This window comes from Catenulispora pinistramenti (assembly GCF_018274385.1).
In the GTDB taxonomy this organism is placed as follows: Bacteria; Actinomycetota; Actinomycetes; order Streptomycetales; family Catenulisporaceae; genus Catenulispora; species Catenulispora pinistramenti.
In genome coordinates, this window is sequence record NZ_JAAFYZ010000106.1 from 19,211 (window position 1) to 33,100 (window position 13,890).

Here is a 13,890-nt window from a genome sequence, read left to right on the forward strand (position 1 = left end):
GCCTCCCACGGCCGGGCGCGCCAACCGCTTAGGCTTGTGCGGTGCCTGAAGTATCGCTCGACTTCCCCCGCGAGTGGGTTGAGTTCACCGACCCCGACAATCCCTCCCAAATCTACCGAGCCGACCTGACCTGGCTGTGCTCGCGCTGGACCTGCATCTGGGGTGCGGGCTGTGGCGGGATCCGGCCCGGCCGGGCCTCCGACGGCTGCTGCACGCTCGGCGCGCACTACTCGGACAAGGCCGACCGCAAGCGGGTCGAGAAGGCCGCTGACCGACTCACCGACGAGACCTGGCAGTTCCGGTCGGTCGGGCTGGAGCTCGGGATCACTCAGAAGGATGAGGACGGGGACAAGCAGACCCGGGTCGTCGAAGGCGCCTGCGTCTTCCTGAACCGGCCCGGCTTCGCCGGCGGCGAGGGCTGCGCGTTGCACGCGCTGGCACTGCGCGAGGACGTGCATCCGTTGACCACCAAGCCGGACGTCTGCTGGCAGCTGCCGGTACGCCGGTCCTACGAGCGGGTCGAGCGGCCGGACGGCACCGACGTGCTGGTGGTCTCGATCGGCGAGTACGACCGGCGCGGCTGGGGCGGCGGCGGGCACGACCTGAACTGGTGGTGCACCGGGGCGACCGAGGCACACGTCGGGCGCGAGCCGGTCTACGTGTCCTACGGTCCGGAGCTGACCGAGATGATGGGCGAGAAGGCCTACGAGGTCCTGGTCGGCATGTGTGAGGCGCGGAACGCTTCGCGGGTGCTGGTGGCCCCGCATCCGGCCGACCCGGCGTAGGCCGGGCCTGACCCGCTCACGAACCGATAGCGCACGGACCGCCAACGCGCGGACCGACAACACTGAATCTGCTGTGCTGACAACGGAAGGCGCTCGACGGGCTGGGACACGTCGAGCGCCTTCCGGGTGCTCCGGCACGGCGGGAGCCGGAGCGGCTTGGGTGGCCGCGGTATCAGTGCTGCGGGTGCGGCGTGGCGGGCAGCGAGGTCCGCGTTCCGGTGGGGGTCGTCGAGGGCTGCGATGAGGCATCGGTGCCGCTCGGAGTACCGGTTCCGGAACCGCTGGGCTGCGTGGTCGGCGGGGAGCTCGTGCGCGGGCCCGAGCTCGGCGAACTCGGTGAACCAGGCGAACTCGGGCCCCGCGATGGCGGATCCGAGCCTCCACTGCTGCTCGGGGCCGACGCCGAACTGCGCGACGTGCTCGGGCTGCTGGTCGGCGGCGTGCTGGGGGTACTGCTCGTCGGCGGGGTGCTCGGGGTCGTGGACGGAGTGCTGGACCCGCCAGTCGGCGAGCTGCTGGGCGGACCGCTCGGCGTGCTGCCGCCGCCGCCGTGGCCGTCGCCGCTGATCGAGACCATCTGGCCGCTCGGGTCGAAGCGCACGTGCGCGGTCCACGGGCCGCTCGGCCCGGCCGAGGAGTCCACCAGCACGTGGATCGAGGTCTGGCCGCCGCCGGCGAGCATGCCGGAGGTCGCGCTGAGGCTGAGCCAGGGGGCGTCGGGGGTCGCGGTCCAGCTGACCGGGCCGGTACCGGAGTTCCAGAGGGTGACGTCCACGTCGGCGGGGTCGTTCGAGCGCTGCGACACGCTGATGTGCAGCTGCCCGCCGGAGTCCGGCGCCGAGCTGGTCGCGGTCTGCGACGGCAGCTGGATCGGACCGTTGACCGGGGTGCCGTTCGTCGCGCCGGGCGTACCGGGCAGGGAGGAGGAGACCCCGGTCGGGAGCACCGCCGCCACCACCTGCGCGGTCACGGCGTCGCCGGCGGGCAGCCCGGTGTGCACGTTGCCGGCCACCGGCAGCGCGGGCCCGGCGTCCGGACTGGAGCTGGGACGCGGATAGTCCGGTGTCTGCGCACCGTTGCCCCCGGGCTCCGGCGGCGTGAACAGCGCCTTGTTGCCACTCGGCGCCGACGGCGCGAACAACACGAACGCCGTCACCCCGGCCGCCCCGACCCCGCTGAGCACAGCGGAGCTGGCCAGCGCGGACTTGACTCCCGCTTTCCGCTTCCGCGGCTCCGGCCCCACCGGAGCCCCCACTCCGGCCGGACGCGGGAATCCCCGCGCGCCGTCGCGCGGCGCGCGCCGCCCCGGCACCATGCCCAGCGGCATGACGGCGGTCGGCATGATCCCGACCGGCGCGATCGGCGGCACCTGGGCCCCGGCCGCGTCGCCGGCGGCCATCGAAGCGGCGACGGCCGCGGCAGCCTCGTAGGCGTCACCGACCGGAGCCATCCCCCGCCGCGCCTCGTCCACCCCGCGCCGCCGCCCCTCGACGGCCGCGGCCACCGAGTTGCGCGGCACCGGGCCCCTGGACGGCAGCGGCCGCACCGGCCGGACGTCGTCGAAGACGCCGGGACGCCGGGCGTTGACGAGGGTGTCGTCGGAGGCGGATTCGGAGGACTCAGAGGGCTCAGAGCGGAGCGCGGCGAGCACTTCGGTCGCCTGGGCCGCGAAATCGGTGGCGGCATCGGCGAAGGAGCCGCCGGGGGCACCGGATCGATCGGGCTCACTCGCGGCGATCGACTCGCGCACCTGCGCGCCGAGCCCCGGAAGCACCTCAGTCCCCTGCGGTCCGCGAGCTCGCTCAGTCCCACCCTCGAAAACCCCCGCGGCCCCGGCAACCCCCGCGGCGCCGACACCCGCTGCCAGCCCCCGGCGCGGCGCGATCGGGACCTCGTCCAGTTCCGCCGACGCTCGGCGCAGCCAGCGGCGCCGTTCGGTTCCGGCGGTCACAGCAACATCATCGGAACCACTTCTCTCGGTCAGCGTGTTCGCCGGCTGCTTCGCGTCCGGGGACGCGGAGGCCGACATGCCTAATCGCTCCGGCGCCGATGCCACCTCGCCGACGACGGCTTCGGCGGCGGCCGAGGAGACACGGCCGGCCAGGAGGGCGCCGAGGCGGCGTGGGCGGCGTTCCACCGGCATCGGGGTGGCGGTGCGGGGCCGCGGCTGCGGGGGCCGCGGCGTCGCTATCGCCGGGAAGCCGAAGGCGTCGAAGCGGGACAGGCGGGTGGCGATCGCGGCCTTCTCCGCCGCCTTCTCGCCGGTGGTGTCCAGCAGGTCGCCCAGGACTCGCTCGCGCAGGGCCTTGGGCGCCGGGACGTGCGGGAGGATCGAGGGGGCCTGCGGTGCCCCGATCTCCTTGTGCAGGTGGTACTGGCAGCGGGAGCAGGCGTCGACGTGCCTCACCAGCGGCTCGCGGCGCTGCGCGGTGAGCCGGCCGGACCAGCCTTCGGCCAGCGTTGCCAGCTCCGGGCAGTGCCGGCGGGAGGTGCGCAGCAGGGCCAGTGCGGCCAGCGAGCGCTCAAGCTCGTGCCAGGCCTGGGACAGCAGCTCGAACGACTCCGCCGCCGGCTTGCCGAGCATCATCCCGACCGCGCGGCTCTCCATCCCGTGCCGGACCGACAGCTCCAGCATCTCGCGGTGCGCGCCGCTCAGGCCGTCGGTGTCCGGCCAGTCCAGGGACGCCAGCTCCGCCGACAGCAGCGTGCGCTCCAGCTCGGCCATCGCCGCGTCTTTGGGGGCCGATGCCGGAGCCGGCGCAGACGAGGCCGGCGCCGAGGAGGCAGTCAGCCGCATCCGCGGCAGCTTCCCGGTCCGGCAGAAGTGCCGTGTGATCGCGTAGAGCCAAGGCCGCAGCATCTCGGCGTCCCCGAGATGCGCCACATGGTGGTCGGCCGCGACGAAGGCGCAGTACACCGCCGAGGACGCGGCCTCGTGGTGGCGCAGGCCGCCCAGGGCGTAGGTGTGCAGACCGTCCGCGTAGGCGTCGTAGGCCGCCGCGCGCCCCCAGCTGTCGGAGACGCTGTCCCGGTTCACCGGGTCCGCGGGATCGAGGGGATCCGTGGCGTTCGAGTCGTGGTCCTTCACACCAGTCGACGTTAGACATGGGTCGGTGCGCTGATCAGTGGAATCGGCCCAGGTTGCCCCCTTCGAGGGGTTCTGCAGCCCGGGCCGTGACCAAACTCCCGCGTCACCCGGCAGAGTGACGCGGGAGGGTTCAGCTGGAGGAGGTGGTGCTCGGGGTGGTGTCGGTGTTGCTGGGCAGCCCGGGGCCGGTCGGGACCGACTCCGACGGGGTGCTCGACGCGCTGCTCGTGCTCGGCTTCTTGCTCGGCGTGGAGCTGTGCTCGGACGACGAGGAGGTGGTGTGGCGGTAGGACGACGAGGTGTGGTGCGTCGACCCGGTGTCCGAGCCCGACCCGCCGGTCGGCACGCCGCCGTTGGCCGAGGAGCCCGTCGCCGAGTCCGTGGCCTGCTGGGTCGACGGCGTCGCCGAGGCACCGGCCGTGGTGCTCGCCGCCGCGCTGCTGGTGTCGGACGTCGTGCTCGACACGGACGAGGTCGTCCCGTTCCCGGCCGAGCCGCCCGAGCCGCCGCCCCCGCCGACCACGGCGTACGCCACGCCGCCGACCACCGCGACCACCGCGACGATGCCGAAGATCGGCAGCAGCTTGCGCGCGCCGCCGGCCTTGGACTTGCCGCCGCCGGTCGGGAACCCGGACTCGTCGAAGTCGCCGGCCCGGCTCGCGATCCGCTGGCAGAACGCCGCCCCGGCCGGGTCGCGCAGGGTGTCCAGCACCCGGGCCCGCACCCCGGGCGGCACGAAGGCGTGCGGCAGTTCCTCGAACAGCCGCAGCGGCCGCCGGTTCTCGATGTGGTCGGCGCAGGCCTGGTCGGCCTTCACGTGCCGGGAGACCGAGTCCAGCCAGGGGTCCACGGCCTTGCCGTCCAGCCGGTCGAAGCGCTTGCCCAGCTCGGCGATCTCCGCGCAGCGCGGGTCGCCGACCCGGTTGGCCAGCACCGCGGTCAGACCGTTCTCCAGGTCCTCCTGGGCGTCCTGGACCACCTGCCCGATCTGTTCCTCGGTCATGTCCATGACCAGCGACAGGTCGCCGTCCACCATCCGGTGCCGGAAGGCCAGGTCGAGGATTTCCCGGGTCTCCGGCGGCAGCATCGCGTAGACGTCGAGCGCGGCCCGGGCGAACCGGTCGTTGCGGGTGCCCTGCGCGGCGTCGGCCGGGATGTCGTCGGAGACGCCCAGGCGCAGCGCCTCGGCGCGGCTGAGCGCGTAGAGCCAGGCTCCCAGTTCGTCCGGGTTGCCCAGCTCGCGGATCCGGTTGTTGGCGACGATGAACGCGTCCCGGAGCGCGTCGGCGGCCAGCTCGTGGTCGGCGAGCAGGTCATAACAATATGCGTACAAGCGTGCGCCGTATGTGTCATAGATCTGCCCGATGGCGAGCTGATCCCCCGCGCGCAGCGCCGTCACCATTTCGCGATCCGTCACGGCCTCAGAATTTAAGCCATTCGAGTGACGTCTAGCCAGTGGATCAGGGCATTCTCCTGAGCCCGGAGCCGGACTTGATCGAGTTTGTCCGCATATCCCCCCTGGACGCGACGCTCGAGTCCGTTATATGTACCCACAGGCACCGCTGTCGGAGCCGACGGCTAACGTGGCGCCATGCCGACCACCAACTCCCGGGCCCGGAAGGCCGACTCCGCCGCCTCCTACCAGTGCACCGAGTGCGGCACGCAATACGCCAAATGGGTCGGACGCTGCGGTGAGTGCCAGACCTGGGGCAGCGTTGAGGAACGCGGGGCGGCCAAGTCGGCGCCGAAGACCGTGGCGACCATGCCGGCCCAGAAGGCCCGGCCGATCGGCGAGGTCGCGGTGGACGACGCCGCCGCGGTGCCCACCGGCGTGGGCGAGCTGGACCGGGTGCTCGGCGGCGGGATCGTGCCCGGCGCGGTGGTGCTGCTGGCCGGCGAGCCGGGCATCGGCAAGTCGACCCTGCTGCTGGAGGCCGCGGCCGCCTACGCCGGTTCCGGGGCGCGCACCCTGGTGGTCACCGGCGAGGAGTCGATGGCCCAGGTCCGGCTGCGCGCCGACCGCATCAAGGCCCTGCACCCGAACCTGTTCCTGGCCGCCGAGACCGACCTGGGCTCGGTGCTCGGGCAGATCGAGGCCGTGCAGCCGCGGCTGGTGATCGTGGACTCGGTGCAGACCATCGCCTCGGCCGCGGTGGACGGCACGCCCGGCGGCGTGACCCAGGTCCGCGAAGTGGCCGCGGCGCTGATCCGGGACGCCAAGGAGCGCAACATGGCGTGCGTGCTGGTCGGGCACGTCACCAAGGACGGCAGCATCGCCGGCCCGCGCATCCTGGAGCACCTGGTCGACGTGGTCCTGCAGTTCGAGGGCGACCGGGCCTCGTCCTTGCGCCTGATCCGGGCCGCGAAGAACCGCTACGGCGCCAGCGACGAGATCGGCTGCTTCGAGATGCACGACACCGGCATCCGCGGCCTGTCCGACCCCTCGGGCCTGTTCCTGTCCCGGCGGCCGGTCCCGGTCCCGGGGACCTGCGTCACCGTCACCCTGGAAGGCCGCCGGCCGCTGGTCGCCGAGGTGCAGGCGCTGGTCACCAAGACCAGCGCGCCGACCCCGCGCCGGGCCTCCTCGGGCCTGGACACCAACCGGGTGGCGATGATCCTGGCCGTGCTCCAGCAGCGCGGCGGGATCGGCGGGCTGGCCAGCTCGGAGATCTACAGCGCCACGGTCGGCGGGGTGCGGCTCACCGAGCCGGCCGCGGACCTGGCGCTGCTGCTGGCGCTGGCCTCGGCCACGGTGAACGAGCCGGTCGGCGAGGGCGTGGTGGCCATCGGCGAGGTCGGGCTGGCCGGCGAGGTACGGCCGGTGACCGGGGTGCGGCGGCGGCTCACCGAGGCCGCCCGGCTGGGCTTCAAGTCCGCGCTGGTGCCCCCGGATCCGGACGGCAAGGCGTACGGCGGGAACCTCGCGGGCCTGTCGATCGTCGAAGTGGGCGACGTCCGGGCAGCGCTTCACGCCGTGGCGACGGGCTCGCGCCGGTAAGGTTGAATCACTACGACCGTTTGGTTCCCGCTCTCGCGGAGATCGGGATCGCGCGGCACGTGGGGGCCCGGGCACCCTAGATGAGAACACGAGAGCAGGATGGGAATCGCACAGTGACAGGTGAGGCCTCCGAACGCGCCGCCCTGTCGGCGATCCTGTCCAGCGTCGCCCCCGGCACGGTGTTGCGCGACGGTCTGGAGCGCATCCTGCGCGGCAACACCGGCGGCCTGGTGGTCTTCGGCTTCGACAAGCTGGTCGACGAGATGGCCACCGGCGGCTTCGTGCTCGACGTCGAGTTCTCCCCGCAGCGGCTGCGCGAGCTGTGCAAGATGGACGGCGCCGTGGTGGTCTCCAGCGACGGCACCCGCATCGTCCGGGCCGGCGTGCAGCTGGTCCCGGACCCGGCGATCCCGACCGCGGAGACCGGCACCCGGCACCGCACCGCCGACCGCGTCGCCAAGCAGACCGGCTTCCCGGTGCTGTCGGTGTCGCAGTCGATGCGCATCATCGCCCTGTACCTGGGCAGCCAGCGTGTGGTCCTGGAGGACTCCGGCGCGATCCTGTCCAAGGCGAACCAGGCCCTGGCCACCCTGGAGCGCTACAAGCTCCGGCTGGACGAGGTCACCGGCACCCTGTCGGCGCTGGAGATCGAGGACCTGGTGACGGTCCGCGACGTCGCGGCGGTGTCCCAGCGGCTGGAGATGGTGACCCGGATCGCCGACGAGGTGGCCGGCTACGTGGTCCAGCTCGGCGTCGACGGCCGGCTGCTGTCCCTGCAGCTGGACGAGCTGATGGCCGGCGTGGACCCGGACCGCGACCTGATCGCCCGCGACTACCTGCCCGAGCGCACCGGCAAGAAGGCCCGCACGGTCGCCGACGTCTCCGACGACCTCGGCGCCCTGGACCGCACCCAGCTGCTGGACCTGCTCCAGGTCTCCAAGGCGATGGGCTTCGGCGGCGGCGTGGAGGTACTGGAGTCGGCGGTCTCGCCGCGCGGCTACCGGCTGCTGGCCAAGGTGCCGCGGCTGCCCGGCGCGGTCATCGACCGGCTGGTCGAGCACTTCGGCGGGCTGCAGAAGCTGCTCGCGGCCTCGATCGACGACCTGCAGCGGGTCGAGGGCGTCGGCGAGACCCGGGCCCGCTCGGTGCGCGAGGGGCTGTCGCGACTGGCGGAGTCGTCGATCCTGGAGCGGTACGTCTGAGCCACGGCGTCTCCATCCCCGGCCGACACTAAGCGTCGCTTGCCAGACACCGAAGCCGCCTTCCGAGCTCGGAAGGCGGCTTTCCCTTTCCCGGCAAGGGAATCGCGCCTCAGCCGAAGAACTCGACCAGCGTCGGCGCCAGCGCCTCGGGGTGCTGAAGCACGCTGTGGTCCTGGCCGGGCAACACGACCAGCCGCGCGCCGGGCACCGAGTCGGCCACCGCCTTCGCCCCGGCCACCAATCCGGGCGGGGTCTGGTCGCCGTAGACGGCCAGCACCGGCAGCCGGAGCGTGGCCAGCCGGTCCCGGTCCACGAGCTCCGAGGGCCGGGCGAAGGCCACGTCGTAGGGCAGCGTCAGGGCCTTGTCGAGGAAGAAGTCCCACACCGGGCCGTGCTTCATCCCGGACACGATCTCCGCCGGCAGCCCGATCGCCTCGCCGAGGAACAGGCTCGCGGCCCCGTCCCGGTCGCCCCGGTCGGCCAGCGCCGTGATCCGGTCCAGCAAGTCGGCCGGCGGGTGCGGCAGGTCCGGGTCGGCGCGGAAGGGCGACTCGTAGACGGCGACCGAGTCCACCGGCAGCCCCCGCAGCGCGGCCTCCAGGACCAGGATGCCGCCCGAGGAGTGGCCGAACAGGTGCGCGCGGCCGCCGACGTGCTCGATGACCGCCGCGAGGTCGTCGATCTCGTTCTGGACGTCGAACCCGCCACCGGCCTCCCGGACCGGATCCGTACTCTCGCCCCGACCGCGGCGGTCGTAGGTGGCGACGGTGAAGTGCGGCGCGAGCTCCGCGGCCACCCCGGCGACCGTGCCGCGGTCGTTGAAGGCTCCGCCGACGAGGATCACCACCGGGCCCTCCCCGACGGCGTCCACGGCCAGCGTGGCGCCGTCCCGGGACTTGATGTGCGCGGTCTGCCGGGTCATGGCGATCAGCCCCTCTGGGAGCGCGGGAGGCGGAAGCTGAGGTGCGTGACGCCGGCGGCGTCGATGACCCGGAGCGGTTCGAGCTCGACCAGCCGGTCCGGCAGCCCGTCGAACAGCCGCGTGCCCTGGCCGATCAGGACCGGCGTGACGTGCAGGTGCAGCTCGTCGACCAGGTCGGCGGCCAGCGCCTGCTGAACGGCCTTGGCGCCGCCGGAGAGGTGGACGCGCTTCCCGTCCGGGCAGGCGGCCCCGGCGGCCCGGATCGCGGCCGGCACACCGCCTTCGGTGACGAAGTGGAACACGGTGCCGTCATCGAGCTTCACCGTCTCCCGCGGCCGATGGGTGACGACGAAGACGTCGGTCTTGTAGGGCGACTCGACGTTCCAGTAGTCACCGGCCGAGTCATACATGCGGCGGCCCATCACGTAGGCGCCGGTGTGCTCGACGCGTTCGGCAGTCATCAGCCGGGACGTGTCGTCGTCGGCGAAGACCCAGCGGGTGACCCGGTGGAAGCGGTCGTCGCGGTAGGGCGGCTTCTGCGCCTCCAGGCCGGTGGTGAAGCCGTCGATCGAGATCGACATGTCACAGCGGACGATGGGCGCGGATGTGTCGGAAGTCATGCGGGTCTCCTACGGCAGTGGGCTCTCGGTGCTTTCACCGGTCAGTCGGAGCCGACCCCGCATTCTGTACACGGCTTCGGGAAGTTTTCTCGGCGAAGCGCGATGGTGCTTGGTGCTGGGGCTGCCCGCCTTCAGCTACCGGCCCTCTGCCGCCCGCCCTCAGCTACCCGTCTTCAGCTGAAAGCTCTTCGGCTGACTCTGCGCGGCCGGAGTGTTCGGGGTACTCCCGGACGCCAGGCTCACCACGCCGTAGTAAGTGCCGAGCTGCGCCGCCGCCGGGTTGGCCGGGCAGCCCGGCGCGGAGCGGGTGCGGTTCCAGGTGTAGGTGACCGTCTTGACCTGGTTCGGACCGATGCCGAACAGGGAGGGGCCGCCGGTCGCGCAGTCCGCCGAGGACCAGATTTGGTCCTGGCCGGAGTAGACCTTCAGGATCAGTGTCTTCGGGCTCACGTCGACGTCGCAGTCGGCGGTGCCCTTGTTGGACACCGCGACGGTGAACTGCGGGTCGATGCCGTTGGCGTAGGCCGAGGCGCCGGCGGTCAGGCTCAGGCTCAGCTCGCAGCCCGGGGCGCTGGCGCCGCCGACCGGTGCGGTGCCGCCGGTGGTCCCGGCAGTGCCGCCAGTACCCCCGGTACCGCCCGTCCCGCCGGTGCCGCCCGTCCCGCCAGACGCGGCCGACGAGCCGCCGCCGGGGCCGCCAGAGGGCACGCCCGCGCTGCCCGAGGAGGAACCGCCGGTGCCGCCAGAGCCGCCGGGCGTACCGGAACCGCCGGAAACACCGCCGTTGGCCCCGGCTGAGGAGCTGCCGCCGTTCGGGACCGAGGACTGCGACGCGCTCGGGCTGGTCTTGCCGTTTGCGGCTGGCTGCTTCTTCCCGGAACCCGACCCCGAGCACGCGTACAAGAGCAGCGCCAGCACAGCAAGGACGGCCAGCAGAACCAAAACGCGCCGCCGCCAGTAGACGGCCGGCGCGAGAGACCCGACGGGATTTCGCAGCGAACCCACGAGGGGTCACTCTACGGGGCCGGTGCCGCGGTGTGCGGCGCGCCTCGCCGTACGATCGTCAGATGGCGGAAAGAACGACCACGCGGAGCACCGGCGGCACCGACCTCGCAGCCTTCGAACAAGGGGCTGAACTGGTCGAACGGGTAGTCGACTGGTTCCGGGCCGAGGCCCGGGACCTTCCTTGGCGGCGCTCGGACGCCTCAGCGTGGGCGGTGATGGTGAGCGAGTTCATGCTCCAGCAGACCCCGGTGAACCGGGTGCTGCCGGTCTACGAGGCCTGGCTCGACCGCTGGCCGACCCCCGCGGCACTGGCCGCGGAGCCCGTGAGCGAGGCGGTGCGGGCCTGGGGGCGCCTGGGGTACCCCCGGCGCGCACAGCGCCTCCACGCGGCCGCCACGGCCATCGAAGAGGCCTTCGACGGCGTGGTCCCGGACGCCTACGAGGATCTGTGGGCACTGCCCGGCGTCGGCGAGTACACCGCCGGGGCGATCGCGTCGTTCGCTTATCAGAAGCGGCATATCGTTCTGGACACGAACGTCCGCCGGGTCCTGGCCCGGGTGGTGACCGGAACCGAGTTCCCGGCCGCGGCGACCACCCCGCAGGACCGCCGCATCGCCACCGCCCTGCTCCCGGACGCCGCCCCCGACGCCGCGCAGTGGGCCGCCGCGAGCATGGAGCTGGGCGCGGTGGTGTGCACGGCGCGCTCCCCCCGCTGCGACGACTGCCCGGCGCTGAAGCTGTGCCGCTGGGTCGCGGACGGCAAGCCCGCCTACGACGGCCCGCCGCGCCGCGGGCAGACCTACGAGGGCACAGACCGCCAGGCGCGCGGCCGCCTCCTCGCGGTGCTGCGCGACACCCACGGACCGGTGCCTCGCGAGGAGCTGGAGGCGGCCTGGACCCGGGACGTCACGCAGCGCGAACGGGCACTGGCGAGCCTGATGAGCGACGGGCTGGTGACGGAGGAGGAAGGGGAGATGTTCGCGCTGGCGCACTAGCTGGCGCACTAACTGGCGCACTAGCCGTCACCAACGCGCGCAGCCGTTGCCCGGTCACCGCGCCGACCGGGGTCAGCACCACCAAGCGCTGCTCGGCGGCCCCGGGCGCGGCGAGCATGTCGTAGGCCACGGTCAGGACGCCGGCCACCGGATGCGCCACCCGCTTCACCCCGCTGCCGCGCTCGCTGACCGTGTGATCGCCCCACCAGGCCGCGAATTCGGGGCTTTCGGCCCGCAGCCGTGTTATCACCGCTCGGAGGCGGGAGTCGTCCGGGTACTTGGCGGCGTTGGCCCGGAGCGCGCCGACCGTTTCCCGGGCGACCTGCTCCCAGCACAGTTGGCCACGCCGCGTGTCCTCGTCGAGGAACAGCAGCAGGGCCACGTTCGCCAACGGGCCGTGGCCGAATCCCGCCCCGAACATCGCTGTCGCGGCCGCGTTGTGGGCCAGCACGTCGAAGCAGTGGTCGAGGACGTAGGCCGGGAGCAGCGGCATCCCGTCCAGGATCGCGCGGACCGACGGGCTCACGCCGTCGCGGCGATCGGGCAGGCGGCGCGGAGGCGTCTCGCCGCGCGCTGTCAGATGCAGGTACTCGCGCTCGACCGGGGTGAGCCGCAGAGCCCCGGCGAGGGCGTCGAGCACCGCGGCGCCCGGGGCGCCGACGCGGCCCTGTTCCAGCCGGATGTACCAGTCGATGCTCACCGCGGCCAGCTCGGCGACCTCCTGGCGGCGCAGGCCGGGGGTGCGGCGGCGGCCGACGGTGCGCAGGCCGACGTCCTCCGGCGCGAGCCGGGCGCGCATGGCGGTCAGGAACTCGCCGAGGGTGCTCTGCCGGGTGGTATGCGCGATACCAGGTTTCGAAGACTCTCCCTTGTCCAGTCCGTGGACATCAGAATCTTGCATCATGAACAAGAAGACGAGAATCACCGTTGCCGGGGTTGCTTCCGCCGCCGTGTTTTCCGCCGGGGCCGCCACCGCCTATGCCGCCGGCCACAACCGGTTCGGCCACAGTCCGATCCGCGACGGCGTCCCTCGGGCCGCCGCACACTTCCACGTCAGCTCGCCGGATCTGCGCGACGGCGGCGCCTTCCCCGCCGCCGACGTCTGCACCGGGGCCACGACGCCGCCGCGCCTGACGTGGTCCGGAGCCCCGGCCGGCACCAAGAGTTTCGCCGTGGAGATGTTCGACCCGGACGCCCCGACCGGGAGCGGCTTCTCGCACTGGCGGGCCTGGGACATCCCGGCGACCGCGAGTACCTTCGGCGGTCAGGCCGCCGTGCCCGCCGGCACCGTCGTCGGCCAGAACGACTTCGGCGACCCGCGCTTCGACGGGCCGTGCCCACCGACCGGCGACATCGTGCACCGCTACCAGATCCGGGTGCTGGCGCTGGACGTCCCGAGCATCGGGCTGCCGAGTGCCGGGACCAGTACGGCGTATTCGGGCTTTGTTATGGGCGGACACATCGTCGGGGTGGCGCGAATGACGGTTTCCGCGCAGGAGTGAGGCAAGCAATCCCTTGACCCGATAACAAAAAACGCCGGTATCTGCCGGATGGTGGATATTCGACCACCCATCGGCCCGATGTCCGTTACCGGAGCTCCGAAGGTGTCGTTGGGGCCCGAGAGCCGAGCTTCGGCTCCTTCGAATTCGACGACATCCGAGGTACATCCATGCACGCCTTTGTAAGGAAGGGACTGCTGCTGTCGGCTGCGACCGGCACGCTGGTCATGGGCTACGCGGGCACCGCGGCGGCGCAGGACTCGGCGACCACGCGCGGGGCCGCCTCCGACAGCCCCGGCGCGGTCTCCGGCAACGTGGCGCAGGTCCCCGCCGATGTCCCGGTCCAGGTCTGCGGCGACGCCGGCGCGGCCGGCGGCGCGGTGGTCGGCAGCCGGGACAACGCCTGCTGGACCGACGACACCAAGGCCGAGGCCACCGGCTACGCCGCCGACAGCCCCGGGGCCATCTCCGGCAATGTCGGCTCGGTCGCCGCGAACGTCCCGGTCCAGGCCTGCGGGCTGGCCGCGGGCGCGCTGTCCGCCGATGTCACGTCCCACGACAACGACTGCGTGGACGACGGCACGTTCGCCAAGGCGTTCGGCGCCGCGGCCGACTCCCCCGGCCTGGTCTCCGGCAACGTGCTGCAGCTGTCCGCCGACGTCCCGGTCCAGGCCTGCGGCGACTCCGCGGCCCTGCTCGGCTTCGGGGCCGGCGCCAAGGACAACCACTGCGTCAACGGCGGACCGCAGATGTCCCCGCCCCCGCCGCCGGAGAAC

At 72.8% G+C, this 13,890-nt stretch carries 12 protein-coding genes; 6 read left to right on the forward strand and 6 right to left on the reverse strand.

The genetic code is table 11. The features are described 5' to 3' along the window. The first annotated feature begins 41 nt into the window (after nt 1-41). Nucleotides 42-785: a DUF3109 family protein gene (locus KGQ19_RS27130; RefSeq protein ID WP_212013552.1), complete on the forward strand. Its 744-nt coding sequence runs from the start codon at nt 42-44 to the stop codon at nt 783-785. A gap of 172 nt (nt 786-957) precedes the next feature. Here KGQ19_RS27130 and KGQ19_RS52095 read toward each other — a convergent pair whose 3' ends face one another. Together KGQ19_RS52095 and KGQ19_RS27140 are read right to left on the reverse strand one after the other, a co-directional pair. Further along, nucleotides 958-3,873 (reverse strand): BACON domain-containing protein, encoded by a 2,916-nt coding sequence (locus KGQ19_RS52095; RefSeq protein ID WP_212013554.1) that lies wholly within the window; start codon nt 3,871-3,873, stop codon nt 958-960. Nucleotides 3,874-4,003: 130 nt separating this feature from the next. Continuing rightward, on the reverse strand, nt 4,004-5,290 hold the full coding sequence (locus KGQ19_RS27140) for an RNA polymerase sigma factor (protein WP_212013556.1): 1,287 nt from the start codon (nt 5,288-5,290) through the stop codon (nt 4,004-4,006). Nucleotides 5,291-5,464: 174 nt separating this feature from the next. Here KGQ19_RS27140 and radA point away from each other — a divergent pair, with 174 nt between their 5' ends. Together radA and disA are read left to right on the forward strand one after the other, a co-directional pair. Beyond that, nucleotides 5,465-6,871, forward strand: coding sequence for a DNA repair protein RadA (gene radA / locus KGQ19_RS27145; RefSeq protein ID WP_212013565.1), 1,407 nt, complete (start codon nt 5,465-5,467; stop codon nt 6,869-6,871). Nucleotides 6,872-6,951: 80 nt separating this feature from the next. Continuing rightward, complete coding sequence (disA, locus tag KGQ19_RS27150) at nt 6,952-8,073, forward strand: DNA integrity scanning diadenylate cyclase DisA (RefSeq protein WP_230419504.1); 1,122 nt, start codon at nt 6,952-6,954, stop codon at nt 8,071-8,073. A gap of 109 nt (nt 8,074-8,182) precedes the next feature. On the opposite strand, the gene KGQ19_RS27155 is transcribed toward disA, so the two are convergent. The 3 genes from KGQ19_RS27155 to KGQ19_RS27165 form a co-directional block, all read right to left on the reverse strand. Then, nucleotides 8,183-8,995: an alpha/beta fold hydrolase gene (locus tag KGQ19_RS27155; protein WP_212013580.1), complete on the reverse strand. Its 813-nt coding sequence runs from the start codon at nt 8,993-8,995 to the stop codon at nt 8,183-8,185. Nucleotides 8,996-9,000: 5 nt separating this feature from the next. Beyond that, a complete protein-coding gene (locus tag KGQ19_RS27160; protein ID WP_212013582.1) occupies nt 9,001-9,615 on the reverse strand; it encodes a dihydrofolate reductase family protein in 615 nt (204 codons plus the stop codon). Between the two features lie 159 nt (nt 9,616-9,774). Beyond that, the gene (locus KGQ19_RS27165; RefSeq protein ID WP_212013584.1) at nt 9,775-10,620 is read right to left on the reverse strand and encodes a hypothetical protein; all 846 of its coding nucleotides are present in this window, start codon (nt 10,618-10,620) and stop codon (nt 9,775-9,777) included. Between the two features lie 62 nt (nt 10,621-10,682). Here KGQ19_RS27165 and KGQ19_RS27170 point away from each other — a divergent pair, with 62 nt between their 5' ends. Further along, nucleotides 10,683-11,615: an HhH-GPD family protein gene (locus KGQ19_RS27170; RefSeq protein WP_230419505.1), complete on the forward strand. Its 933-nt coding sequence runs from the start codon at nt 10,683-10,685 to the stop codon at nt 11,613-11,615. On the opposite strand, the gene KGQ19_RS27175 is transcribed toward KGQ19_RS27170, so the two are convergent. Next, entirely contained in the window at nt 11,527-12,519 is a 993-nt protein-coding gene (locus KGQ19_RS27175) for a helix-turn-helix transcriptional regulator (RefSeq protein ID WP_230419512.1), read from the reverse strand. The genes KGQ19_RS27170 and KGQ19_RS27175 overlap by 89 nt on opposite strands. Between KGQ19_RS27175 and KGQ19_RS27180 the strand changes: the two genes are divergently transcribed. Continuing rightward, on the forward strand, nt 12,518-13,117 hold the full coding sequence (locus tag KGQ19_RS27180) for a YbhB/YbcL family Raf kinase inhibitor-like protein (RefSeq protein WP_212013586.1): 600 nt from the start codon (nt 12,518-12,520) through the stop codon (nt 13,115-13,117). The genes KGQ19_RS27175 and KGQ19_RS27180 overlap by 2 nt on opposite strands. Nucleotides 13,118-13,284: 167 nt before the next feature. Next, the coding region (locus KGQ19_RS27185; protein WP_212013588.1) for a chaplin at nt 13,285-13,890 on the forward strand (606 nt) is incomplete at its 3' end.

What these genes read in the sequence shown, in the direction of transcription:
- radA (WP_212013565.1), top strand. Translation starts at nt 5,465, where the DNA reads ATGCCGACCACCAACTCCCGGGCCCGGAAGGCCGACTCCGCCGCCTCC.
- KGQ19_RS27180 (WP_212013586.1), top strand. Translation starts at nt 12,518, where the DNA reads ATGAACAAGAAGACGAGAATCACCGTTGCCGGGGTTGCTTCCGCCGCC.
- disA (WP_230419504.1), top strand. Translation starts at nt 6,952, where the DNA reads ATGAGAACACGAGAGCAGGATGGGAATCGCACAGTGACAGGTGAGGCC.
- KGQ19_RS27155 (WP_212013580.1), bottom strand. Translation starts at nt 8,995, where the DNA reads ATGACCCGGCAGACCGCGCACATCAAGTCCCGGGACGGCGCCACGCTG.
- KGQ19_RS27170 (WP_230419505.1), top strand. Translation starts at nt 10,683, where the DNA reads ATGGCGGAAAGAACGACCACGCGGAGCACCGGCGGCACCGACCTCGCA.
- KGQ19_RS27175 (WP_230419512.1), bottom strand. Translation starts at nt 12,519, where the DNA reads ATGATGCAAGATTCTGATGTCCACGGACTGGACAAGGGAGAGTCTTCG.
- KGQ19_RS27160 (WP_212013582.1), bottom strand. Translation starts at nt 9,615, where the DNA reads ATGACTTCCGACACATCCGCGCCCATCGTCCGCTGTGACATGTCGATC.